Annotated in this window: 21 protein-coding genes and 3 pseudogenes; 16 read left to right on the forward strand and 8 right to left on the reverse strand. The window is 60.3% G+C overall.

Going from position 1 to position 23,595, the window contains the following annotated elements:
- Positions 1 to 294 precede the first annotated feature (294 nt).
- Positions 295 to 952, reverse strand: a pseudogene (locus WBQ96_RS02830) (IS6 family transposase).
- Here WBQ96_RS02830 and WBQ96_RS02835 point away from each other — a divergent pair.
- The 8 genes from WBQ96_RS02835 (at position 945) to WBQ96_RS02870 (ending at position 8,149) form a co-directional block, all read left to right on the forward strand.
- Entirely contained in the window at positions 945 to 1,337 is a 393-nt protein-coding gene (locus WBQ96_RS02835; protein WP_336546620.1) for a helix-turn-helix domain-containing protein, read from the forward strand. The pseudogene WBQ96_RS02830 and the gene WBQ96_RS02835 overlap by 8 nt on opposite strands.
- Positions 1,338 to 1,717: 380 nt before the next feature.
- The gene (locus WBQ96_RS02840) at positions 1,718 to 2,308 is read left to right on the forward strand and encodes a helix-turn-helix domain-containing protein (RefSeq protein WP_165121023.1); all 591 of its coding nucleotides are present in this window, start codon (positions 1,718 to 1,720) and stop codon (positions 2,306 to 2,308) included.
- Positions 2,301 to 3,530 carry a type II toxin-antitoxin system HipA family toxin gene (locus WBQ96_RS02845; protein ID WP_336546619.1) on the forward strand — a complete coding sequence of 410 codons (1,230 nt, stop codon included), beginning with the start codon at positions 2,301 to 2,303 and terminating at the stop codon, positions 3,528 to 3,530. The genes WBQ96_RS02840 and WBQ96_RS02845 overlap by 8 nt, the downstream gene beginning before the upstream one ends.
- A gap of 78 nt (positions 3,531 to 3,608) precedes the next feature.
- On the forward strand, positions 3,609 to 5,234 hold the full coding sequence (locus WBQ96_RS02850) for a hypothetical protein (protein WP_336546618.1): 1,626 nt from the start codon (positions 3,609 to 3,611) through the stop codon (positions 5,232 to 5,234).
- A 336-nt stretch (positions 5,235 to 5,570) separates the two neighbouring features.
- Entirely contained in the window at positions 5,571 to 5,882 is a 312-nt protein-coding gene (locus WBQ96_RS02855) for a hypothetical protein (protein WP_165121020.1), read from the forward strand.
- Between the two features lie 131 nt (positions 5,883 to 6,013).
- Positions 6,014 to 6,463 carry a hypothetical protein gene (locus WBQ96_RS02860; RefSeq protein ID WP_336546616.1) on the forward strand — a complete coding sequence of 150 codons (450 nt, stop codon included), beginning with the start codon at positions 6,014 to 6,016 and terminating at the stop codon, positions 6,461 to 6,463.
- A gap of 60 nt (positions 6,464 to 6,523) precedes the next feature.
- Positions 6,524 to 7,006, forward strand: a complete 483-nt coding sequence (greA, locus tag WBQ96_RS02865; protein ID WP_165121018.1) for a transcription elongation factor GreA — start codon at positions 6,524 to 6,526, stop codon at positions 7,004 to 7,006.
- A gap of 201 nt (positions 7,007 to 7,207) precedes the next feature.
- Positions 7,208 to 8,149 (forward strand): MYG1 family protein, encoded by a 942-nt coding sequence (locus tag WBQ96_RS02870; protein WP_336546615.1) that lies wholly within the window; start codon positions 7,208 to 7,210, stop codon positions 8,147 to 8,149.
- Positions 8,150 to 8,210: 61 nt separating this feature from the next.
- Here the strand turns inward: WBQ96_RS02870 and WBQ96_RS02875 are convergent.
- Both WBQ96_RS02875 and WBQ96_RS02880 read right to left on the reverse strand, forming a co-directional pair.
- Positions 8,211 to 8,318 (reverse strand): annotated as a pseudogene (locus WBQ96_RS02875) (glutathione S-transferase N-terminal domain-containing protein); the annotation flags it as partial.
- Between the two features lie 45 nt (positions 8,319 to 8,363).
- Complete coding sequence (locus tag WBQ96_RS02880; protein WP_336546614.1) at positions 8,364 to 9,068, reverse strand: SDR family NAD(P)-dependent oxidoreductase; 705 nt, start codon at positions 9,066 to 9,068, stop codon at positions 8,364 to 8,366.
- A gap of 13 nt (positions 9,069 to 9,081) precedes the next feature.
- Between WBQ96_RS02880 and WBQ96_RS02885 the strand changes: the two are divergent.
- Positions 9,082 to 9,522: pseudogene (locus WBQ96_RS02885) on the forward strand (helix-turn-helix domain-containing protein); the annotation flags it as partial.
- A 205-nt stretch (positions 9,523 to 9,727) separates the two neighbouring features.
- Here the strand turns inward: WBQ96_RS02885 and WBQ96_RS02890 are convergent.
- Together WBQ96_RS02890 and WBQ96_RS02895 are read right to left on the reverse strand one after the other, a co-directional pair.
- Positions 9,728 to 10,543, reverse strand: coding sequence for an oxidoreductase (locus WBQ96_RS02890; protein ID WP_336546613.1), 816 nt, complete (start codon positions 10,541 to 10,543; stop codon positions 9,728 to 9,730).
- An 87-nt stretch (positions 10,544 to 10,630) separates the two neighbouring features.
- Entirely contained in the window at positions 10,631 to 10,987 is a 357-nt protein-coding gene (locus WBQ96_RS02895) for a hypothetical protein (RefSeq protein WP_336546612.1), read from the reverse strand.
- Positions 10,988 to 11,208: 221 nt separating this feature from the next.
- Here WBQ96_RS02895 and WBQ96_RS02900 point away from each other — a divergent pair, with 221 nt between their 5' ends.
- Entirely contained in the window at positions 11,209 to 11,811 is a 603-nt protein-coding gene (locus WBQ96_RS02900; protein WP_165121013.1) for a TetR/AcrR family transcriptional regulator, read from the forward strand.
- 151 nt (positions 11,812 to 11,962) lie between these two features.
- Here the strand turns inward: WBQ96_RS02900 and fabF are convergent, their stop codons facing one another.
- From fabF to WBQ96_RS02915, 3 genes are all read right to left on the reverse strand, one after another.
- Positions 11,963 to 13,243 carry a beta-ketoacyl-ACP synthase II gene (gene fabF / locus WBQ96_RS02905; RefSeq protein WP_336547230.1) on the reverse strand — a complete coding sequence of 427 codons (1,281 nt, stop codon included), beginning with the start codon at positions 13,241 to 13,243 and terminating at the stop codon, positions 11,963 to 11,965.
- Positions 13,244 to 13,369: 126 nt separating this feature from the next.
- Complete coding sequence (locus WBQ96_RS02910) at positions 13,370 to 14,599, reverse strand: multidrug effflux MFS transporter (RefSeq protein ID WP_336546609.1); 1,230 nt, start codon at positions 14,597 to 14,599, stop codon at positions 13,370 to 13,372.
- The gene (locus WBQ96_RS02915) at positions 14,599 to 15,207 is read right to left on the reverse strand and encodes a TetR/AcrR family transcriptional regulator (RefSeq protein ID WP_165121031.1); all 609 of its coding nucleotides are present in this window, start codon (positions 15,205 to 15,207) and stop codon (positions 14,599 to 14,601) included. The genes WBQ96_RS02910 and WBQ96_RS02915 overlap by 1 nt, the downstream gene beginning before the upstream one ends.
- A gap of 314 nt (positions 15,208 to 15,521) precedes the next feature.
- Between WBQ96_RS02915 and WBQ96_RS02920 the strand changes: the two genes are divergently transcribed.
- The 6 genes from WBQ96_RS02920 (at position 15,522) to WBQ96_RS02945 (ending at position 23,181) form a co-directional block, all read left to right on the forward strand.
- A complete protein-coding gene (locus WBQ96_RS02920; protein ID WP_336546607.1) occupies positions 15,522 to 15,977 on the forward strand; it encodes a nuclear transport factor 2 family protein in 456 nt (151 codons plus the stop codon).
- A 243-nt stretch (positions 15,978 to 16,220) separates the two neighbouring features.
- Positions 16,221 to 16,574 (forward strand): hypothetical protein, encoded by a 354-nt coding sequence (locus tag WBQ96_RS02925; protein ID WP_165121010.1) that lies wholly within the window; start codon positions 16,221 to 16,223, stop codon positions 16,572 to 16,574.
- Positions 16,575 to 16,664: 90 nt separating this feature from the next.
- Positions 16,665 to 17,774, forward strand: a complete 1,110-nt coding sequence (locus WBQ96_RS02930) for an efflux RND transporter periplasmic adaptor subunit (protein WP_165121009.1) — start codon at positions 16,665 to 16,667, stop codon at positions 17,772 to 17,774.
- The gene (locus tag WBQ96_RS02935; RefSeq protein WP_336546602.1) at positions 17,774 to 20,884 is read left to right on the forward strand and encodes an efflux RND transporter permease subunit; all 3,111 of its coding nucleotides are present in this window, start codon (positions 17,774 to 17,776) and stop codon (positions 20,882 to 20,884) included. Before WBQ96_RS02930 ends, WBQ96_RS02935 begins: the two co-directional genes overlap by 1 nt.
- Positions 20,885 to 20,975: 91 nt before the next feature.
- Positions 20,976 to 21,590 carry a TetR/AcrR family transcriptional regulator gene (locus WBQ96_RS02940; RefSeq protein WP_336546600.1) on the forward strand — a complete coding sequence of 205 codons (615 nt, stop codon included), beginning with the start codon at positions 20,976 to 20,978 and terminating at the stop codon, positions 21,588 to 21,590.
- A 580-nt stretch (positions 21,591 to 22,170) separates the two neighbouring features.
- Entirely contained in the window at positions 22,171 to 23,181 is a 1,011-nt protein-coding gene (locus WBQ96_RS02945; RefSeq protein WP_336546598.1) for an IS30 family transposase, read from the forward strand.
- Positions 23,182 to 23,595: the final 414 nt, after the last annotated feature.

A 23,595-nucleotide genomic window follows, 5' to 3' on the forward strand; every position in this document is an offset into this window, starting at 1 on the left:
AGCGAGAAGGGAACCTTTGCCGAAATCCAGCATCCAATTGGTTGACGCCGCAAATTTGAACGGCGTCGTGAACCAAAGGAGTAGGCAATGAGAACCATTTCTATCGCGCTTGCCACGCATGCTGCCGACCAAGAATCTCAATCCTGACATCAATCGAAAGCCGGCCGAACAGCCGCCGCCTACATTTTGCCGTGACCACCATCGCCGGTGCCCCGATATCAGGAAAAGCGCCAGCCTTCGACGGTTCTGTCGCAAATCCTGCTGGTGGTCACGAGAGGAGCTATGTCCGCAGGGTCAGGCGGTGAGGATGTCGAATTGCTCGGCGATTGACGGACGTGGATTGCGGGCAAACCTCGCCTGTCGTTTGCGCATCATGTGCACCATCTCGATGCCCGAGAGAATGATCTCGGCGCTTGATGCGCCTGTGATCCTGTTCGATCCGATTGTTGAGATACCTGCTCCGTCGAATGCGGATCGGCTTTAGTGAACGTCGCGATCGATCCCGCAGACGGTTTTCGGCATCGCAAGAAATGATCGCCTCATGATTGGTCTGGCTGCCGTCGATGACGATGCGCTCCGGTCGGCCGTGGCGCGCGAATGCCTTCCGGAAAAAGCGTTTGGCTGCCAGCAGGTCACGATTTTCGCTGAACAAGAACTCGACCGTGTCGCCGACACCGTCGATGGCACGGTAAAGATACGTCCACTGACCGCGTACCTCGATGTAGGTTTCGTCCATATGCCACTTGCTACCGACGCTCCGCTTGTGCCGGTTGAAGCGCTCCAGAAGCTGAGGCGAGAAGTGAACGACCCAGCGGTGCACGGTCGAATGATCGACGTTCAGGCCGCGTTCGGCCATCATCTCCTCCAGATCGCGTAGGCTCAGATTGTAAGTCAGGCACCAGCGTACGCACAGCAGGATCACTGATCGATCGAAATGACGCCCCTTGAACATCGAGAACTCCCGGATAATCGACGAGCTCTCATGCTGGAAACAAGTTGCGATTCAGTTTGCGACAGAACCGCGGCGTTCGCCTGTGCACACCACCAGACTCATCGCGTTTCTTGACGCACTGTCGAGCGCCGCCGACGCCGGGATGAAAGAGCTCGATCGGCTCGGCCAAGCGAAGGATCAGATGGAGCGTCGCCTGAGGTATCGTCGGTCATCGAGTAGCCTTCCTGATGTTCTTGAGCTTGTCCTGTCTCGTCCAGTCGTTTCCGCGGCAATGATCGCGAAGGCAGCAAAGGTAACTCCGCGCGGGGCGCTCAATCTTGTGGTTGACCTTGGAGTGCGGGAGATGACGGGGAGGGGACGTTATCGAGGTTGGGGCGTCCTATGACTACGGGGAGGCGCTCGGTGGAGATCCAAGTCGAAGCCCAATTCCGGTCGCGTATCGAGATGTGGCAGGAGGCCTTCCTGGATGACACGACCGGCAGCCACAAAAAACCATAAACGATTTGCTCTGGAACTATGCCGCGTTTCAAACGGTAGCGGCGCTCTATCGAGGATCGCAACTGACTTGTCGGCTTGGCGGCGATGCGTCCACCCGTCCGAAGAGTGTCACTCATTGCGAACGAGGAAATGTTGAGTGATGCATGATCCTATATCGGAGGACGTTTGATGATCACTATCCTAAATCAACGTCGTTGACGGCGGTGGCATGTCAAGGTAGATACATTATCCTGATCGTTGGGACCATTTGATCTAGGACTATGTATCATGGCGTACCAGAGCGAAAGGCTGATCGCGCAAACACGCGAGGTCCGCGAGGCCTCAGGCGTTAGTCAGCGCGCCCTCAGTAAGCGAGCCGGGCTGACGCAGAGCCATATTTCCCAAATTGAGAGCGGTAAGATGGAGCCTGGGCTATCAAGTTTCATCGACATAACCCGCGCGCTCGATCTCGAGCTCATGCTCGTGCCGAAGAAACTGGTGCCCGCGGTCCTAGGCCTGGTCAAGGCGCAGGCAACGCCCAACATGCATATTCATGCGGGTCAGCCCAACGACAAACGCTTCGCCCGCGCTGAACGGCTGGTCAAGAAGATGAAGGAACTCTACGGAAGCTCGGCCGACCTCGACCGCGTCGAGGATACGCTGCGTTTCCTGCGGCGGGTGAATCTCAACGATCAAGAGATGCAGCTCGTGCGCGAACTGATCGCTCGGCTAGAGCGCTATCAGGCGAGCGACCAAGCGGCACCCATAGTCCGTGACATCGCGCAGAACCTGCAGCGTTTACGCAATTCGATCGCCCATGGCGGTTCAGCCGAACCACGGGCTGCCTACTCGCTCGACGAAGGTGACGACGATGCCTGACGTCTCGGTTCTCGATGTGCGACTCTACGGTGAGCCCATCGGCACGCTAACCCATTTGCAGGGCGACCGGACGATATTTGCCTTCAACGAAGACTATGTCGAAAACCCGGATCGGCCGACCCTCAGCCTTTCGTTCAAAGACGATCTGGGTGGCCTCATTACCAAAATTCGCCCGACACAGCGGGTTGTGCCACCATTTTTCTCGAACCTGCTACCCGAGGGAGGGCTGCGGCGTTATCTCGCCGAGCGGGCCGGGGTCAACCAGCAACGCGAATTCTTCCTGCTATGGGTGCTTGGCCTAGATCTGCCGGGAGCGCTGTCTATTCATCCCGCGGCCGGTGACGCCCTTCCACGTCGCGCCGACGAGGATTTACCGGAGAATGCCAAACCTAATGCGCTGCGCTTTTCGCTCGCTGGTGTGCAACTCAAGTTCTCTGCGTTCCAGAACGCCGGCAAGGGCGGGGGCCTGACCATTCCCGCCGAAGGAGTTGGTGGTTCCTGGATCGTGAAGCTGCCGTCTCAGCAGTTCGCCGGCGTTCCAGAAAACGAGTTTTCGATGATGATGATCGCCGGGATGATCGGCATGGAGGTGCCGATCATCAACCTGATCGATCTGGATGCGATCGCCGGCATTCCAGACGGCATCGGCGAGTTAAAGGGACAGGCGCTTGCTGTCAGCCGCTTCGACCGAACCGTCGACGGCCCTGTCCACACCGAGGACTTTGCGCAGGTTTTCGGCGTCTTTCCGGACAACAAATACAAGCGCGCGAGCTACGCAAACATCGCACGCGTCATCGGCACAGAGGCTGGAGATGCCGGCGCCGCCGAGTTTATCCGGCGCCTCGTGTTCAGTGCGCTGATTGGCAATGGCGATATGCACCTCAAGAACTGGTCGCTGATCTATCCGGACCGACGAACGGCTGCGCTCTCGCCAGCCTACGACCTAGTGTCGACCGTTCCTTATATGGAGGGCGAGGATACGGCCGCCCTCAATTTCTCGCGAACAAAGAAGATGGCCGAGCTCGACGCTGATGAGCTTCGGCATATGGCGGCCAAGGCGTTGCTATCGGAAAAGCTCGTCCTCGATACCGCCGCCGAAACCGTCCAACGATTTCGTCAAGCGTGGGAGGCTGAGAAGAGAAATCTCCCCCTCGCCGCCACTGTCGTCAAGGTGATCGACGCACACGCCCCGACCGTGCCGCTCTATAGCGAACTTGCATAGGCGGAGGGATTGTTTTGACCCCAGCGGCGCCGCGAACAGCCAATGTACTGGATCCGGCACGGAGGGAGTTCCGGCTCAATGTCTATTCATCTCGGCCACGATGACCCTGAGGTCCGCCAAAAGTTCGGCAGCGATAGTGCGCGCCTCGTCTACGGCTTGGATCGGGAAAACGAGAGGCTGGTCCATATTTCGGTGGCTCGTCGCGGCCTTGCCTGCGGGCTGATCTGTCCCCACTGCAAGGCAACTCTCATAGCAAACCTCAAAGATGATCTCAAAGCGGCGCATTTCGCTCACCAGGGCCCTGCCTGCGGCGGGGGGGGGGCCGAGACGGCGCTTCATCTTCTCTGCAAGGAGATAATACGAAACGAATTGCGGCTAACGATTCCCCGCCAATTCGCTGCGCATGGTACATATGAACTCCTGATTGCTGAAGAACGCGAGATCGCAGTCGATCGTGCGACGCTCGAACACCGCGAGCACATCGAAGTGATACCGGATCTCCTCCTCCAGGTTGGTGCGCTGGAACTCTTCGTGGAGATCGCCGTGACCCACCCGTGTGGAGAGGAAAAGATTGGGCGCCTGCGCAGGCTGGGAACAGCGGCCGTCGAGATTGACATGTCCTCAGTGCCGAGGAACGCGACACCCGACGCAGTGCGCCAAGCTGTTCTGTCGGCGGCGCCGCGAAAGTGGCTGTTCAATGTCAGGATCGAACGCGCGATAGACGACCTTCGTCTCCGTGAACAACGCGACGCAGAAGCTTGTGCCAGACGATTGGCGTCCGCCGCACGGCGCAAAATGGAAGCATATGATCGAACTCGCCGGAGCGCCGGCGAGCAGAAGCTGCGCATCAAGGATCTTCCCGCCCTACGCTACCTCGGCTTGCGCCAGCACCTTGGAGTCGAGATCGGCGGTACAGGCTGCTTCACGGTCCGCCCAGAGACTTGGCGATCAGTTGTCCTTGCCACAATTCTGCGGCCAAGGCTCCATCACCAACGCTTCCTTGCTACTGACCATATCGTCTCCCGCCTTGTTGAAGAGGGATATATCCAAAGCGACTTTGTTAAGCTCACCAAAGTGCTTGCTGATGCAGCGCGCAATCTCGACCCGGAGTTCCTCACGCCCTGGGAAGCAGTGCACCGGTTCCTCCAAGCTTTGACCAAGGCGGGCCTCACAGAACAGCAACATCTCTCCTTTGCGTTGACGTCCAGCCTGGCAGATCGATGGCGCGGCTGGGAAGCTGCCGAGCGGAGCAAACGCGAGAGGGCGGACAAGATTTCAAGCCTTGTCTCGCGAATACTGGATAACATTCCAGAAAAAGCTCGCGGGTCCATGACGGTCGAATCCTGGTGGCAGGTGATCGACACAAAGAGCGGAATGGCACGAAAAGAAACCTTCGTAGCCGATAATGCGATCGACAACGACCTCGAGAAACTCCTCGACGTCTTGCTCCTGCGAACCAGCGCATCACCCCGCGGCTTATACGGCCTCCCTGCAGAAGGCGCGATCGAGGAGGCATTGTCGAACGAGGCGAAGGCCAAAGAGAAACGGGAAGCGGATAAAGCAGACGATCGTCGGCAATCGATGATCAGGCTTTCGGAACAGACTTTGAATGAGCAGGATCTACCCGACTTCCTGCGAACTCCGGTTGCCGAACAGGGCGGCATTCTCCCGCTCGATCTTGCCGAGGCAAACATCACAGGTTAGGGGTTGGCAGAAGAGGCCCTGAGAAACTTCGCACAGGCGCGCCGAACGGACCGCGTGGCCACCGAGTGGCGATCAAAGCTCGACGGGGAGGCCAGGAAGCTCTTCGGAGACAGCGCAGCGCGGGTGGTCAGACAACCGGTCGATGGCAAGCTCGACGGGCGTCCGCCACTGATTTATTGCCGCGACGAACGCACCTATCAAGCCGCGCTCGGTGTATTGCGATGGATCGCACAAATGCGCTAGGGCCGGCGCGAACAGCTCGAAGTCATTCCTCCTGAGTATCCCAACTGCAAAGAGCTCAAACTATTGTCGCGTTCCGGAGCCGTCTGAATTCTCATGACCATTATCATTGCGCAGCGCCGCGACTCTGAAATCCTTCTGCTAAGCGACACAAAAATAGACAATCCAGGGGAACTAGGCCCTGATAACATGCCAGGGCAACTGAAGCTGGCAGCTCTAGGAAACCGTATTTCGGTTGCGTTTGCTGGTCTTGCCGGTCCTGCCGGGGTGAAAATTCGGAAAGCTCGGCGATTGGCAGCCGATAGCGATCTGGCCGGAATTGTCGAACTTTTGAAGCAATCCTCGGCCGGTGGGGGACCGACTATCTTGTGGCAAGCCATGCCTCAGAGGCCAGCCTCTTGCGTATAAGAAATGGCGTGGCCTTGGATGTGCCTGACATTTGCGCGATTGGGGATGACGAGCCATTTCGGGACTTGATCGATAAGGCTAGGACAGTTGCCGACGGACCTCTCTTCGCAAGCGATCTACGATCTTGCTTTATGGACCGGATGCTGACCAGCAAGGATCTCGGGCCGCATATTGGTGGGTTCCCGATCGTCCTCGGAGCCACTGCCCAAAAACATCGCTATCTCGGTAGTACCGGTGTGTACACCTACAAATTCCCGAATTTGAAATGGGGTGAGGAAACTCATCAGTCGATCGAAGAGGTCTATAGCGGGGAAGGCCATTTCCAGATGAGCGTCCTGCCGCCTGACGTATCGGACATCCCTGTCGTAGGCATATGCCTGCTTCAGGCGCGTATGGGTTATGTGTATTCGCCTATCGAGAATGAGCGCGCTTTCCGCGTTCCTTTGGCCGATGCCGCAGAGCCTTGGGAAGGCAACGAGCAGGACATGTACGCCGTGTTACGGCGTACGGTTGCGGACCATGTCGCCAGCGTCAATGGACGCTCCGTTGACGTGGATGCTAGTCGCCTGCCGGGGGGCTAAACTGCTGTATTGGCCCCATCCATGCGGGACAATTCTGACTGCGTCCAAGGGATTTTGAAATTGAGCGTCGCTTTCATCAAAGAAGACAGTGCCGAAACCGCTTCGGAAACCATGCTGCCGGCTCGTGCGATTTCCGCAGAACTAAACCTTGTCACGGAGGCGGGGCTGCAGGCTCTGGATTTGCAGCTCAACCAAGCCCGGCAGGCCTACGAGGCTGCCAGTAAAATCGAAGATGTCAATGAACGGCGCCGGCAAGCGGCGATCCCGTTGCGCGATCTGCGCTACTTCGCCGAGCGCGTTCGCACAGCCCAACTAGTACCTGCCCCGACCTCGACGGAGAAGGTTGCCTTCGGCAGCACTGTGAGCTTCCGTCGAGAGGACGGGCGGCTGCAGAAATATCGCATCGTGGGGGAGGACGAAGCAGATCCAAAGGCCGGATCAATCTCCTACGTGTCTCCCCTAGCGAGGCTTCTCATAGGCAAGGCTATTGGAGATGTCGTGAGCGTGGGCGACCGAGAGGTTGAGATCCTGGCCATCTCCTGAGGCGTGGTCTCGCCGCGATACGAACCGCTAGCTTCGCGGATAATTCGCCGGAAGTGAAGTTACCGACAACCTCCGCAGCCGTGCTGCCCGTGGATCCCGACGCACCCGATGTGCGGATGCGGGTTGAACTGATATCTGGCAATAGCTATCAGGGGGCCAACCGCAAGCGGATTTTTCCGCGAACATAAGGCACATCCCGGCATGATCCCAGATTTCCTCGTCACCCATTCCGGTGGCTTCCATGCTGATGAGCTCCTGTCCAGCGTCATCCTGACACGGCTTTTTCCGCAGGCGCGTCTGATCCGCAGCAGAGCGCCGGAATGGATCACGGCTGGCTCGGACCGCATCATCTACGATGTGGGTGGCCTTTATGACGCGGCAGCACAGATCTACGATCACCATCAGCGCGGCGCACCGTTGCGCGAGGATGGCCAACCCTACAGCTCGTTCGGATTGATCTGGAAGCATTACGGCCGTGATTATCTTGCCTCCTCGAAACTTCCCGAAGCCGATATTGAAGCGGTCCACGCCTCGTTCGATGCGAGTTTTGTGCTCCCAATCGATCTGGTGGACAATGGTGCGCTCAGCCCCTCGGGGCCGCTGGCGGGGCTCACGCTGCCAACTCTGCTGGAAACCTTGAAGCCGGATTTCGACGAGACTGATCCTGCGGCCGAAGACCGCGCGTTCCATGCTTCCCTGTCGATCGCCCGCAGTTTCGTCGAGGCCAGCATCGCCCGCAGTGCCGCAAAATTGCGGGCCGAAGCTGTTGTGTCTCGAGCCATTGCCGCTGCGGGGCAGGGGCGTGTTCTCGAGCTTCCCATGGGCATGCCGTTTCGGCCTGCCATCACGAAAGCAGGCGCCGATCATCTGCTGTTCGTGGTCCACCCGCGCGACAAGGATTGGTGCCTGACCACGATCCGCCGGGGGGACGACGGGTTTGAGGCGAGGGCCGATCTTCCTGCGGCCTGGGCTGGGCTGAGCAATAGCGATCTGGAGGCGGCATGTGGTGTGGAGGGCGCGAGCTTCTGCCACAATGGCCGTTTCGTCGCCGCCGCCAGGACCCGCGATGCGGCACTTGCTATGGCTGAATTGGCGGTAAAGGAGGCTGCCGACGTCGTGGTCGTGCCGGGTGGCAGGTCGTAGCAGGGCACCTACAGAGGGATTGCGTGTGTATCGGAGCAGATCCCCGAGTCGCGCGTTGCCGTACGTCGACCCTGTCGAACGGCACGCCCTTTTCCAGAAGGATGATCGCTGCCCGTTGAACGAACGGGCAAAGTGGATGGCTGATGAGCGTGAGGCTGGTTTCGGGCATGATGATCTCTTGAGGTGGGCAAGGAACAGGGATGTCGGGGCGGTGCTACAGCAGTTGCCCGCCCGAGATGTCGAAGGTCGTGCCGTTCGCCCAACCCATGTCATCGGACAAGATGGCGGCCACAGCGCCGCCGACATCGTCCGGCAGCCCGACACGACCGAGGGCAATGCCCTGCGCCACATAGGCGTTAACACCATCATTGTCGCGCACAGCGCCGCCGCCGAAGTCGGTCGCGATGGCGCCGGGCGCGATTGCGTTCACCCGGATACGGCGCGCACCAAGCTCGACTGCCATGTACCGGGTCAGTACCTCGACTGCAGCCTTCATCGCCGCATAGAGGCTGTAGCCGGGCAGCGTGAAGCGCACGAAGCCGGACGACACGTTCAGAATACGCCCGCCGTCCGTGATGAGGGGCAACAGCTTTTGGGTTAGGAAGACCGGTCCGCGCAGGTGCGTCGTGACCAACGATTCGAATTGCTCTTCGGTCGCCTCAGCGAAGTTGGCAAAAAGTCCGTTGCCGGCATTATTGACGAGAAAATCGAACCGCTCGCGGTCGAAAGTGTTCTTCAGTGTTTCGGCGACCTTCGCGGCAAATGTCGGGAAGCTCGCCGTATCGGTAACGTCGAGCGCCAGCATGGCGGCCTTGCCGCCCAGCGCCTCGATCTCTTGGCGCAGGGCCTCGGCTTCCGTCGCGCCGCTGCGGTAGGTGCCGATGATGTGGACTCCGCGTTTAGCAAGATGCAGCGCCATGTTACGGCCGAGGCCGCGGCTGGCGCCGGTGATGAGTGAATTGCTTTATCGTCTCCTGCAGGGTCCGCAGGGCCGCCTGTTGCGCCAGATCGCCCAACCCGAGGGTGCGCTGAGCCGTATCCGGCGCGCGGTGACGTGGATCAGAGACAATCACAACACGCACTTACGCATCGAGGCGCTCTGCGATGTGAGCGGCATGAGCCGAGCCAGCCTGCATCGCCATTTTCTGGCGATAACCGGTCTAAGCCCGGTGCAGTATCACAAACAGCTCCGGCTGCAGGAGGCGCGGCATTTGTTGCTTGCTGGAGACCATAGGGCATCCGATGTGGCCTTCGCGGTCGGTTATGAGAGCGCCTCGCAATTCAGCCGCGAATATCTCAGGCAGTTCGGTGCACCGCCGGCGCGCGACGTTCGTCAGATCAGGCAGGCGATCGGCAGTCCGGTAATGGGCTGAACGGGCCCGGCGTACACGTATCTGCTCACAAGGCGCAGAAACAACCAACTGGCTTTAATCCCGGACCATGAGCCGCGTGTCTTCCAGACACGGCCAAGCGGGCCGACATGATCGCGACCGCGATTACCGAGTTTCGCATGGGTGGGCATCAGCGTTGTAAGAGATCGCTACGGTCCTCTGCGCCCGTCGAACGGAACCGTGTTGGTCACACCGGCAGCCCGTTCTGCTTTCGCAGGCTTTTGTCGAATGCGGACTCGGGCACGAAACGGCGCAGGAAACTGACCTGGCGCGCCATTTTGCCCGCCGCATACCGCCTCTTCGGCGCAGGATCGGTTGCTGCTTTCAAAACCGTCTCGGCTACCACTTCGGGTGCATCGCCTTTTTCCATCGCTTTCCGCACGGTTACGGTCATGTCAGCGCGTGCAGCGTCATAGATACCAAGCAACTGATCCGGCCTGGCAAGATTATCTTCGAATGACGTGCGGGTGTAGGCGGGCTCGACCAAGACAACGCGAATTCCGAAGGGGCGCAGCTCGTGATCGAGCGATTCAGAATAGCCTTCAACGGCATGTTTGGTCGACGCATAGAGCGCGAAATAGGGAGCCGGGATGAACCCCTGCACCGAGCTCAAATTGACGATTCGGCCCGTTCCCTGTCGGCGCATCGTCGGGAGGACCGCATTGGTCATGCGGAAAACGCCGAAGACGTTCACGTCGAACAACGACTTGGCCTGGGCCGTCGAGGACTCCTCTGCGCCGCCGAACAGGCCGATGCCGGCATTGTTGACAAGCAGGTCAATGCGCCCGGCCTCGGCCAGCACGTCATCGACGAGTTTCGCCACGGACGCGTCATCGGTGACGTCGCAGGCCAGCATGGTAATGCCGTCAGAGCTTTCTGCGGATCCACGACGGCTGGTTCCGAACACGCGAAAGCCAGCCTTCTGTAGGGCCTTGGCCGTTGCGCGCCCTATGCCGGAGGATGCTCCCGTCACCAGAGCGACACCTGAATTGGTCTTGTTCATGGAAATCACTTCTTTCTTTATGTTGGATTGCCGCCTTCGGGCGCGCAAAGGGAGATGTAGCGCACGCCCTGCAACCCGATGAGGCCATTACTCGCCAATGGCCCCACTCGGCTGGTTGGACACCGATCCCGCCCTGGTGACGACAAGCTTGTCGCCCGAGCGCGACATCTCAAAGCTCTGGCCAGGCCCGCCGAATTTTCCCGGCACGGATATCGTAGCCGACTGCCCTTCGGCGAGAGTGGCCGCGAAGCGTACCGGCACTCCGGCCTCTCCTTCCGCAATCGTAGCGACCACACGATAACCGTCATTTTCGTCGATGTAGTAGAAGACGCCATGCAAACCGCCGATGTGAATACTCTCCCCCGCCATGGCTGACAGTTCGCCTGCATGCGCCGGAGACGCGGCCAGGCCGAATGTGACCACTCCACCGATGAGGTGGATCATCGCCAGGCTCCGTTTGGACGCTGTCGATCTCGGCTGGTCTGCGATGGCATGATGCGCCGATTGCACGCGCTGATGGTTAGGGACTGGATGGGCTCCGACTTCATTTGCAACGGTGTTCATAACAGGCTCCAATGTTGACAGTGATAACTTATGGGCATTGACATAAGTCCAGAAGTAGGCAATGTCAACATATGTTTTCAATGACAACTTCGTGAGGAAAGATGCCGAACCCGACCAGCCGCCCCTATCACCATGGCGACCTGAGGCGCACGATCATCGAAACCGCCATGGCAATGCTGCACGAGGATAAGGGCTGGCAGTTCACCTTAAGGGAGGTTGCCCGCCGCGCCGGCGTCAGCCATGCCGCTCCCTACAAGCACTTTCCTGATAAGGCCGCCCTGCTTGCCGAAATGGCGCTGCTGGGATTTGACAGCCTGCATAAGGCGCTGACGACGGTGAAGCCAAAAAAGTCGAATTCCTTGCGGGACGAATTTTTCGCCGTCGGGCGGGCCTATGTCCGATTTGGAACGGCAAATCCGGGCCTCTACCGGCTCATGTTCAGCGCGGAGGCCGGTAAGGCAGTGGACGTGCATTTGAGCGAAAGAGCGCTCGCTGTGTTTGGCGTAATAACCGAATTACTGGTGCGGGGCCAGACTGCGGGAGTGCTGCGCAAGCGTGACGTGCGGGGCCAGGCGGCAACCTGTTGGGCACAAATGCATGGCGCCACCATGCTGACCATCGAGAGCTTGCTCCTGATTGAAAAGGTGGGGCCCGATCCGCTGGACGCCGCCCTCCTCACGCTTCTCGAAGGCCTGGAGAACTGACTATTTCTGGTTGGGAACTACTGGAAAAGCACGGCCTGCGGCTACACTGACATCGCGTCACGGCAGCACGAACGCGCCGACCGTAGGGCCGGTGGATTTGGAAAACAGGAGATATCAGAGGCAAGGGTTCGGTCGCCGGGCTCCCCAATGATCACGCCGCCAACTTGTCCGTCCAGCGTCTGAACAGCACGCTGGCGTTGACTCCTCCGAAGCCGAAGCCATTAGAGATCGCGTAGTCCATCGCCATCGGCCGGGCTTCTTTTGCGATGAAGTCGATCCCGTCGCCGGCCGGATCGGGGGCGTTCAGATTGAGCGTAGGCGGCGCCACCTGGTCCCGGAGCGCGAGGATCGCGAAGATGGCGCCAAGCCCGCCGGCAGCGCCGAGCAGGTGGCCGGTGGCCGATTTCGTTGCGCTGACAGCTATTGCAAAATCGCGCCCGAATACGCTCTTGATCGCTTCGATCTCCCCCAGGTCGCCGACCGGCGTGGAGGTCGCGTGCGCATTGAGGTGGCGAACCTCGCGCGGCGAAATTCCTGCCTGGGCAATCGCGATCTCCATGGCTCGCCGCGCGCCGTTGCCGTCCTCGGGACCGGAGGTGACGTGATAAGCATCCGCGGTCGTCCCGTAGCCGACGAGCTCGGCTAGCGGCGTTGCGCCGCGCGCCAGCGCATGGCTCAATTCCTCGATGATCAGCATGCCGGCTCCTTCGCCCATGACGAAACCGTCTCGCGCCGCATCGAAGGGACGCGAAGCTTGAGCCGGCGCCCAGTTGAAGCCGGTGGAAAGGGACCGGGCAGCGGCAAAGCCACCGAGACTGACGATATTCATGCATGCTTCGGTGCCGCCGCACACAGCGATATCGGCTTCATTGGCACGGATGAGACGAGCCGCATCGCCGATCGCCTGGATGCCAGCCGCGCACGCAGTCACCGGCGCGCCTAGCGGCCCCTTGAAGCCATGGCGGATCGAGATGTGGCCGGCCGCGAGATTCACCAGGAAGGATGGCACCGTGAACGGCGAAAGACGCCTGGCTCCGCGCTGATCGACCGTGCGCACCGCCTCGGTGATGGCGGGGAAGCCTCCGATGCCCGAGGCTATGATCGTGGCCGTCCGCAAACGATCCGCTTCCGAGGCCGGCTTCCAGTTCGCCTGCGTGAGCGCCTCTTCTGCCGCCGCCAGCGCAAAGAGAATAAACCGGTCCACCTTACGCTGGTCCTTCCGCGGCAGAACGGCATCCGGATCGAAGCCGGCTTCCGAGTCTTGCTCCAGCGAGGGAACTATGCCGCCGATCTTCGCCGGCAGATCTCCCACGACGTCGTCCGGAAGCCTGCGGATACCCGAACGGCCGGCCAGGAGACGCGTCCAGGACGCTTCAACATCAGCGGCGAGGGGCGTCACCGCTCCCATGCCCGTAACAACAATCCGTCGCATCATTATCCTATCAATTTGAGTACGTAACCAGCCCCGCCCGCAAGCGGCGTGATTCTGTGGACACTCGGTTGCGATCGCCGCCGCTTGCTCCACTTCTGCCGATACGGCGCGCCGCGCTGATATCTTTCACACTACTGCCTCCGCTTTGGGGTGGCGCATTGCGACAGGGAGAAAGACAAGAAGGGCAAGTGCCGAAGCCGTAGTCAGGACGACCGCAAGGGAAGCAGACGGCTGAAGAGGCAGAACGCTTGCTAACGACGCGCCGATGGTCGCACAGCCCATCTGAAGAAAACCGAGCAACGCGGATGCCAGCCCGGCTTGCTGTCCAAAAGGATGGAGCGCGATCGCAGTGCCGAGCGGATTGATCAATCCCATGCCGAGCAAATACAGCGCGATGGCAATGGTGAAGGTCACGAAGGTAGGTTCTGCGGCGAACGCGAACATGAAGAGGCTGCCAGCGAGAGCGATGAAGATGCCGGCCATGCCGATAATGCGCTGACCCCAGCGATGAGCCAGCCGCGGCGCGAGAAATCCCGCCGCGACGACGATCAGAACCGTCGTTGCGAAGGATAGTCCAAGTTCGAAGGCGGTAAGGCCCAGTTCGCTCATCAGCACGCCGGGGGCAGCCGCAAAGAAACTGTAAAGCCCGCCGATGACGAGGCTCACCGCAAGCGCGGGCAGCAAAAAGCGAGGATCGGCGGCCAAGCGGCCATAGGTGGATGCCACCGATGAAAGCGCCAGGGGGGTTCTGCGGTCCGCCGGATGCGTTTCGCCGACGCGCCTGGAATAATGCAGCGCGATTACAGCGCCAAATACCGCAACGATAAGGAAGGTGATCCGCCAGCCGAACAGGCCGTCAAGCGCACTTCCGAGCAGAGGCGAAAACCCCGGCGCAGCCGCCCCGGCAATCATTGTCAGCGCCAGAGCCCGTGCGAGCGCCTCGCCATCGAACAGGTCACGTGCGATGGCGCGCGACAGGACAGAGGCGGCGCAAGCCCCGAGCGCCTGGATGACACGGCCGAGGACCAGGAAGGACAAGCTGTCGGCGAAGGCACAAAGGACGCTGCCTGCGGCAAAGACTGCAAGGCCGCCCAGTACCAGCCATTTGCGGCCGAAGCGGTCGGAAAGTGGGCCGACGAGAAGCTGCCCGAACGCAAACGCTACGAAGAAGCTACTCAATGTCAGGCCAAGTTCCTGCGAAGAAACGCCGAGGTCGGTGCCAATCCGCGGAAAGGCAGGGAGGATGATGTTGGTGGCGAGCGCGCCGAGCGCTGCCAGACCCGCGAGCAGGAATAAGGTTTCGCCGGTCAGGCGGCGCTCGGGCGGCGCGGGGCTTGCAATTGAAAGCTCGGACATCAGGGTTGGCGCGGAGCTAGCGTTGCATCGCCAGCAGGAGCCCCCGTCAGCACGCTCTCGGCGGCCGCTTGCAGGAACCGCTTCGACAGCCGATCGTCTTTGACGACGCGCGAAAGAAGCACCGCACCGACCATCGTCGAGAGAATGGCCATGGCCTTGCCACCGGGTTCCTCGCCGTCGGCCTCGCCAATCCAGCTCCCGAGCAGCTCGAGGTATTCCCGGATCCCGGCTTCGAATGAAGCCTTCACGTCGGCGCCCTGTCTGGCAGCATCCGAGCCGAGCGCAACAACCGGGCAGCCGTCCATCCTTTCCCCACGATGGTCCATACTGAGGTAGAACGCGACCACTGCGCCAAGCGGGTCCTGCGGATTGGCTTCGGCAGTGGCGGACCATCGCAGGATGGCGCTCTCCAACGCCCGCCGGGAGGCCTGCACCGTCAAATCGTCCTTGGATGCGAACTGCTTGTAAAATGCGCCTTGGGTTAGCCCGGCACCCTCCATCAGGTCCTTCACGCCGATGCCGTCAAATCCATGCTCCCGAAAAAGGCGGCTTGCCACGTTGATAACGGTTTCGCGGTTTTCCGCTGCCTGGCTGCGACTTACGCGCATCATCAATCTCCTTAATTAGCTTGCGCTCGACATCTATCAGATATAGAGTTCGAACGCAATCTATCAAGAAGAGATACGAGATGATCCGCAGAACCCTCGCGCATCGCTTTCAGCAACGGTGCTTGTTGCCACCCAGCGTTCTGATCCGACGTGGTGAACTGGGCTCCGACTGCCAGACAGAAACCACGGGTTTCACCGGGTGAGGCATACGCCAGGGTTTCCCAACGGCGGCGAGCAACGCCAAAAAAACACTCGAACGGAGCGCCACACGGTGCTCTCGATCACGCCATCGAACAAGTTTGGAGGAGAGAGAAATGATATATAGCTATTTTGTCGAGAAATCGATCCGCCAGAGCTTCGACGACATCAACAATCATCGCGTGGATGCGGCGGTGAAAGCACTCGTTCCGCATGTCCGTCACCGCGTTTCCGGCGTCCACGCGCTTGGTGGTGAGCGCCACGACAAAGAAGCCGCGCGGCGCTGGTTTGAGCGCCTCGGCCGCGTGCTGCCCAATCTCCAGATCACGGTCAACCACATCTGGGTGAAGGGCTGGCCGTGGCATACCACCGTGTTTGCCGAGTGGGACGGCGCCGGAACGCTGCTGAACGGCACTTCGTACGTCAATCGTGGTCTCCACGTTTTCACCTTGCGGTGGGGCAGGGTCCATGCGCTCGAGGAATTTCAAGATTCTCAAGCAGCAGCCCGCGGTCTTGCCGCCCAAGCGGCAGCAGGCCTCGAAGAAGCCGTCGCCGAACAAATTGTCAGCTAGCAGAAACGCCGTCCGACCACCACGTTGACCGCGGGTGCGCTATCCGTAGCCATCGCTGGCTGGCGGGTCGCCCGTGCCTCGGCTCGGCAAATTCGTATTTCGGCACCAGCGATTCACGGTTTTGCGGTTTCAGCGGCCTGAACGCGAGTCACGCACGCATCGTCATATTTCAAAATTTTAGATTGCATTCGTAATCTATGTCATATATAGAGTTCGAACGTAATCTAAAAAAGGAGATACGAGATGACCCGCAGAACCCTGAGCGCAACGCTCCTGACCACACTGTTTCTTGCGACCCCGGCGTTTGCCGAGGAAGCGACCATCGACCGCCCGATCGAGGCCGGCAGCTTGCATGAAGGAAACCTCGACATGGTCGTCTACTACGTCCCGGTAAACGGCGACCTGCTGGAGGTTACCGCCACCGCCGCACCGAAGAACGGGGGCTATCCGCAGCGCGTCGTCATGGGTCTCGCCGACGGCGACTCCGTGGCCTTTTCCATGCCGGGCTATCAGGACTCGCTATACGCGTTCTCAAGGTCCGGCGAGAAGGTGACGGTCTCGACCGAGCATCTGCGAGCCGACGCGCCAACGAACTGACCCGACGTGCAGACCGCACTTGGCCGCGTGTTCCGGGCTCAGGACTGTGCCGCGGCGGAACGAAATCTATTTTGAGATGAGGCGACGAGCGTGAAAAAGAGACCCGCTATTGTGCTGGGGAGTGTCCTGATCCTGGGATTGGGGGTGGCGGCATTCGCCATACTTGCCATTCCCACGCGGAAAGCGGCGGCCGTGAGTGACCCGAGACAGGAACCGCCGATCGTAAGATTGGCGACAGCCGCGCGGGTGACCGGATCCGACCGCGCATTCACCGGTATCATTGGCGCGAGGGTGCAGAGCAATCTCGGCTTTCGCGTACCGGGAAAGATCGTGGAACGGCTTGTAAATGTCGGTCAGCAGGTCAAAGCCGGTCAGCCGTTGATGCGGATCGACGATACCGACCTTCGCCTCTCGCTTACGGCGAAGCGCAACGCCGTTGCCGTAGCACGTGCAATGGTCGTTCAGACGGAACCGGATGAACGGCGGTACGCCAGTTTGCTCAAAGATGGATGGGTCCCCCGACAGCGTTACGAGCAGGCGAAGGCCGCGGTCGATACGGCCCAGGCGCAACTCGCCGCCGCCGAGGCCGAGGCACGGGTCGCCGAGAACGAGGCAGCCTACGCAGTCCTGTTGGCAGACGCGGATGGAACAGTGGTCGAAACGCTCGGTGAGCCGGGGCAGGTCGTCTCCGCAGGCCAGCCAGTGGTCCGGATCGCCAAGGCCGGGCCCCGCGAAGCGGTGGTCGCGCTCCCCGAAACGATCAGGCCGTCAATTGGCTCGGTGGCCGAGGCCAGTGTGTATGGTGGCGATGAGCATCGTTATACGGCACATCTGCGGCAGTTGTCGGACTCTGCCGATGCCCAGACCCGTACGTATGAGGCACGTTATGTTCTCGAGGGTGAGGCCGCGGGCGCACCCCTTGGCGCGACGGTCACCATTCGATTGGTCAATCAGGCGAGCCAGCCTGAGGTGGAAGTCCCCCTCGCAGCCGTGCTGGACGACGGCCAGAAGACTGGCGTCTGGATCTTGGATAGCGCCACTTCGACGGTGAAATTTAAGCCGATAAAGCTTGTGCGTGTAACCAGCGAAACCGCTGTTGTCTCCGGACTGAACTCCGGGGATCCCATTGTTTCGCTCGGCGCTCATCTCCTGCAGGAGGGCGCTAGAGTCAGGACTGCTTCTGAAAGCAGGAGCAACTGATGAGCTTCAATCTTTCCGCGATTGCCGTTCGTGAACGCGCCGTCACCTTGTTCTTCATCCTCCTGCTGGTGGCAGCCGGGGCCTACGCATTCGTCATGCTCGGGCGGGCGGAGGATCCCAACTTCACCATCAAGACCCTGACGGTCACGACGGCTTGGCCGGGTGCGACGGCACGCGAGATGCAGGACCTTGTCGCCGAACCGCTGGAAAAGCGCCTTCAGGAACTGACCTGGTACGATCGGGTCGAGACGACCACGCGGCCGGGTTATGCGTTTATGACGGTCACGCTGAAGGACAGCACGCCGCCAGGCCTCGTGCAGGAGGAATTCTATCAGGCCCGCAAGAAGCTCGGGGATGAAGCCCGCAACCTGCCGTCCGGCGTCTACGGCCCCTTCGTCAACGACGAATATTCGGATGTGAGCTTCGCCCTCTATGCACTCAAGGCCGGGGGCATGCCGATGCGTGAACTGGCGAGGCAGGCCGAGGTGATCCGTCAAGACCTCCTGCATGTGCCCGGCGTCAAGAAGATCAATATCCTCGGTGAGCGTCCCGAACAGATTTTTGTCGAGTTCTCTTATGCCAAACTGGCAACTCTCGGCGTGTCGGCACAAGACATCGTCGCCGCCTTGCAGCGGCAGAACACCGTCACGCCGGCGGGTTCGATCGACACCCAGGGCCCGCGGGTCTTCATTAGGGTCGATGGCGCTTATGACAGCGTTCAGGCGATCGCCGACACGCCGATTGTCGCTGCTGGGCGCACGCTGAAGCTCTCCGATATCGCCGAAGTCCGCCGCGGCTACGAAGACCCTCCGACATACCTCATCCGGCGTCAGGGCGAGCCGACCATCATGCTCGCGGCTGTTATGCAGGCGGGCTGGGATGGTCGCGCGCTCGGCAAGGCACTGGAGGACAAGACTGCCGCGATCGCACAAACACTGCCGCTCGGCATGACGCTCGACAAGGTGTCTGATCAGGCTGTCAACATCACCTCGGCGGTTGACGAGTTCATGTTGAAGTTTGCGATGGCGCTCGGCGTCGTGCTGCTGATCAGCCTGATCAGCATGGGCTGGCGCGTCGGCATCGTCGTGGCGGCTGCCGTCCCCCTGACGCTTGCCGTCGTGTTCCTCATCATGCTGGAGACCGGCCGGTTCTTCGACCGGATCACGCTGGGCGCCCTCATCCTGGCGCTCGGTCTTCTGGTGGACGACGCCATCATTGCCATAGAGGTGATGGTGGTGAAGATGGAAGAGGGCATGGACCGCATCAAGGCAGCGGCCTATGCGTGGAGCCACACCGCAGCACCCATGCTGTCGGGCACGCTCATAACGATCGCCGGCTTCCTGCCGGTGGGTTTTGCGCGCTCGACGGCCGGTGAATACGCCGGCAACATCTTCTGGGTCGTGGGGTTCGCCCTGATCGTCTCCTGGATCGTCGCGGTGGTTTTCACACCCTATCTCGGTGTCAAGATGCTACCCGCGATCAAACCGATACCGGGTGGTCATCACGCGATCTACGGCACGCCGAACTATCAGCGTCTGCGGCGACTCATCGCCTTTGCTGTGCGTCACAAGTTCGTCACTTGTGCTGTCGTGGGCATCGCTTTCGTACTCTCAGGCGTCGGCATGGGCGCCGTGAAACAGCAGTTCTTCCCAACATCAGACCGGCCAGAAGTGCTGGTGGAAATTCGCCTGCCGGAAGGCACCAGCATTGAGACTACGACCGCTGCCGTTGAGAAGCTCGAACATTGGCTGGACAGCCAGCCCGAGGCCAAGCTTGTCACGAGCTATGTAGGTCAGGGAGCTCCGCGCTTCTTCTTCGCGATGGCGCCGGAGCTGCCCGACCCGGCCTTCGCCAAGATCGTCGTGCTGACCCCTGACGCCGAGGCGCGCGAGGTGCTGAAGCACCGGCTCCGGGAGGCGATCGCACAGGGGCTTGCACCCGAGGCCTATGTCCGCGTCACCCAGCTCGTATTCGGCCCTTACACGCCGTTCCCGGTTGAATTCCGGATCTTGGGACCTGATCCCGCGCAACTCTACAACATTTCTGAAAAAGCCCTCGAAATCATGCGGGGCGTCCCGGACGTGCGGCAGGCCAATCGCGATTGGGGTAGTCGCACCCCCGTGCTTCGTTTCGTCCCGGATCAGGATCGGCTGAGTCTCCTCGGACTGTCTTCGGCGGAGGTAGGCCAGCAGCTCCAATTCCTCCTCACCGGCGTCCCCGTCACACAGGTTCGCGAGGACATCCGCAATGTTCCCATCGTGGCGCGCAGCGCCGGAGCTGAGCGGCTGGATCCGACGCGCCTGGCGGATTTCTCGCTGATGAGCCGTGACGGCCGCCAAATCCCGCTCGATCAGATCGGTCATTCCGAAATCCGTCTGGAGGAGCCGATCCTGAAGCGCCGCGACCGTACACCCGTCGTCACGATCCGCTCGGACATCAATGAGGCGACCCAACCTCCCGAGGTCTCCAAGCAGGTCATGACGGCCCTCCAGCCTCTGATCGCCTCGCTTCCGGCCGGCTATCGCATCGAGCTCGGCGGTTCGATCGAGGAGGCGGGCAAGGCCAACGCGGCCTTGGGCAAGGTCTTCCCGCTCATGATCGCCGTCACGCTGATCGTCGTCATGCTCCAGGTTCGATCCTTCTCAATGATGGCCATGGTGCTGCTGACGGCGCCGCTTGGGCTTGTCGGTGCCGTGCCGACATTGCTCGCCTTCAACCAGCCCTTCGGATTCAACGCTATCCTGGGCTTGATCGGGCTGGCCGGCATCCTGATGCGCAACACGCTGATCCTGACCGAACAGATCAAGGAGAACCGTGCCGGCGGTCTCGACCCCTACCACGCCGTCATCGAGGCCACGGTGCAACGCACGCGACCAGTGATCCTGACCGCACTTGCCGCAGTGCTCGCCTTCATCCCCCTCACGCACTCCGTCTTCTGGGGATCGATGGCCTACACGCTGATCGGCGGCACGGCGGTCGGCACGGTGCTGATCCTGCTCTTCCTTCCCGCGCTCTATGCCGCGTGGTTCCGGATCAAGCCGACTGCGGATCAGACCCATGAAGTCTCGACCGAGGAGCCGGAACCGCGAGCAGCAATGGCAGCCGAATAAGGGGCTTTTTGTCGGAGAAGACGGTTCACCGCTTGCAGATGATCGTTCAAGGCAAGCCCGGCAGATCCAAATCATCAGTTCTGGAGACATCATGAATCGTCCGGTCCGAACGCCGACTGATCCCGACGAGACACGCGCACGCATCCTGGAGGTGGCGGAGGAGCACTTTCGCCGGATCGGCTACCATAAGACGTCGGTGGCCGACATCGCCTCCGAGCTAGGCATGAGCCCGGCGAACGTCTACCGCTTCTTCCCCTCCAGGGATGCTATTAACGAGTCCATCTGCGAGCGGATCGTGAATGAGGTCGCTGACATTGCCTCTGCGATCGCTCGCACGAACGCAACAGCCTCGCAGAAAATCGACTGGCTCCTGACCGCTATTCACCGGCACAACAAGACGAAACTGATCAAGGAAAGGCACATGCACGACATGATCGTCGCCGCCTTGCAGAAGAACCGGACGATCATCAAGACGCATATCGAGTGGATGGTGACGATCTTCGAGGCGATCATCCGCGAAGGCATCGACGCGGGCGAACTCAAGGTCGGAGATCCGGCAGAAGCGGCGCGTGCGGTCAAGACCGCGTTCATGCCGTTCTTCCATCCGATTCTGATCGAACACTGCGTTCAACACGACGAAGACACCGAAGCAACCCTGCGCGAGCAGATTCGCTTTATCCTGAAAGCTCTCGGCAAGTCGAACTAGGGCGTGCCGTATGCACGGCACTGGGCTCCGGAGAAGGGCGCACAAACAAGGTTTGCGTCGAAGGCCAACTCATCGTCAACATCGCGGCGCAACGTTGCACGCGGCGCGGGCCGAACAGAGATAACCTATGTGCTGGGAAGAGCTGGCAAATCCTACCTCGCCCAAGGTCGAGCCCCAAAGGCTTGCTGCCCACGCCTGCCTCGTTCATATCTGAGACTAAGCGAATCCGGGCGGCCGACAGTCGGCTCAAGGTCGCCAGCATCCGTAGCGAACGTCAGGTTTGAAGGAGTGCTACGAATGACTGGAATTGTTTAGCGCGTATTTTCAACGCGCTGCCCTCCAGTGGAGCAAGCGACAGGTACGAAGCGATTGATCACACCACGCGGCCCGTGGGTTCTGTTCTCATAACTGACCTATCTCAGCAGAGTTCCGCCCTTAAGTCTGGCGCGTACCCGCTGCACCACTCATATTTAGTTCCATAATGTTTATTATCTGACTTCTGCCTGTAGCCGGGTGGGTTCAAGGATGAAGCGCGACTTGCGAATGATACCAATGAGTTATCATACGCAAGGAAGATGCAATGAGACGCACCTACTCCCATATCGGCCTGGATGAACGTCGTAAGATTGCTCGCTGGCGGATGGCCGGCCTGAGCATCGAGATCATCGCAGAAAAGCTTGGACGGCATCGCTCGACGATCTTTCGCGAGATCAAGCGCAATATGTTCGTCGACAAGGTCGTTCCGGATCTCAAAGGCTACTATTGCGTGACGGCCCACGGCATGGCTTGCGAGCGCCGCGCCAAGCTGCGCAAGCTGGCGCGTTTCTCACACGTCCGGCAGTCCGTTGTCGACCGGATCATGCACGGCTGGTCACCACAGCAGATCGCCGGTCGTATGCGCCTGGAGCGTCATCCGATATCGGTCAGCCACGAGACGATCTACAAGTTTGCATATTCGGCCGATGGCCAAGCCATCAAGCTGTGGCAGCATCTGCCGGAGCATCGGGCCAGGCGCCGCCCCCGGCATGCAAGGCGCAGACATGGCCGGCGCTTCAGCCCGGAACTGAACATCCTGCACCGCCCGGACGTCGTTGCCGACCGTAAGCAGTTCGGACACTGGGAATGCGACCTAATTCAGTTCCGCAAGAAGTTTGGCAAGGCCAACGTCACATCGCTGGTCGAACGGGTCAGTCGCTTCGCCATCTTCCTGCGCAACAATGATCGCCAGTCCCGGCCCGTGATGGATGGCGTCATACAGGCGCTGCAGGCTCTCCCCCACCTCGCCCGCCGTTCGATCACATTCGACCGTGGCACGGAGTTCACCGACTGGCCGTACCTTCAGGCAAGCATAGGCACCCAAACGTGGTTCTGCGACCCGCAGTCTCCCTGGCAGAAAGGCACCGTCGAAAACACCAACGGCCGGGTGCGGAAATGGCTTTCGAGAGAGGTCGATCCATTATCTGTAACCGATGCCGACCTGATCGAGATCTGCAATCGGCTGAATGCGACGCCGCGCAAATGCCTCGGCTACCGAACGCCAGCGGAGGTCTTTCGAAAGAAACTGCTCGCCCAGATGAGGCATGCCGGCTAGCTTGAACCGACCGCAAGTCGCATCTCAGCATGACTCCACACCGGTTGAGGTCGTTGGTCTGCACTATCAGATCGAGCCAAGAATGTGAGGCAGTATCGTCACAGTCAGCGCGGCTTACACCGATTATCCGTTTTCAATTCCGCAGGCATGAACCACAGGAGGATAAAGCCTAGGGCCATTAATATGACTGCGGCCAACAGGAATACCGGAGTGGTTCCGTAGAGATCAATGACCATACTGACCTGCCACTGAACTTTCATCCAGCGGCGATTAGAGCCTCGGCCGTTTTGATCCGATACCATTCTTTGGACCGCCGGAAGGTGGAGTTTCCCGGCTATATCCCGATGGCGGGCTGGTGGCGCCATCGGGATTAATCAACGAGATCGGGACCTTGTGTCCGATTGCGCCATGTGG

Origin of the sequence: Mesorhizobium sp. CCNWLY176, from assembly GCF_037153935.1 — a bacterium.
Taxonomy (GTDB): domain Bacteria; phylum Pseudomonadota; class Alphaproteobacteria; order Rhizobiales; family Rhizobiaceae; genus Mesorhizobium_M; species Mesorhizobium_M zhangyense.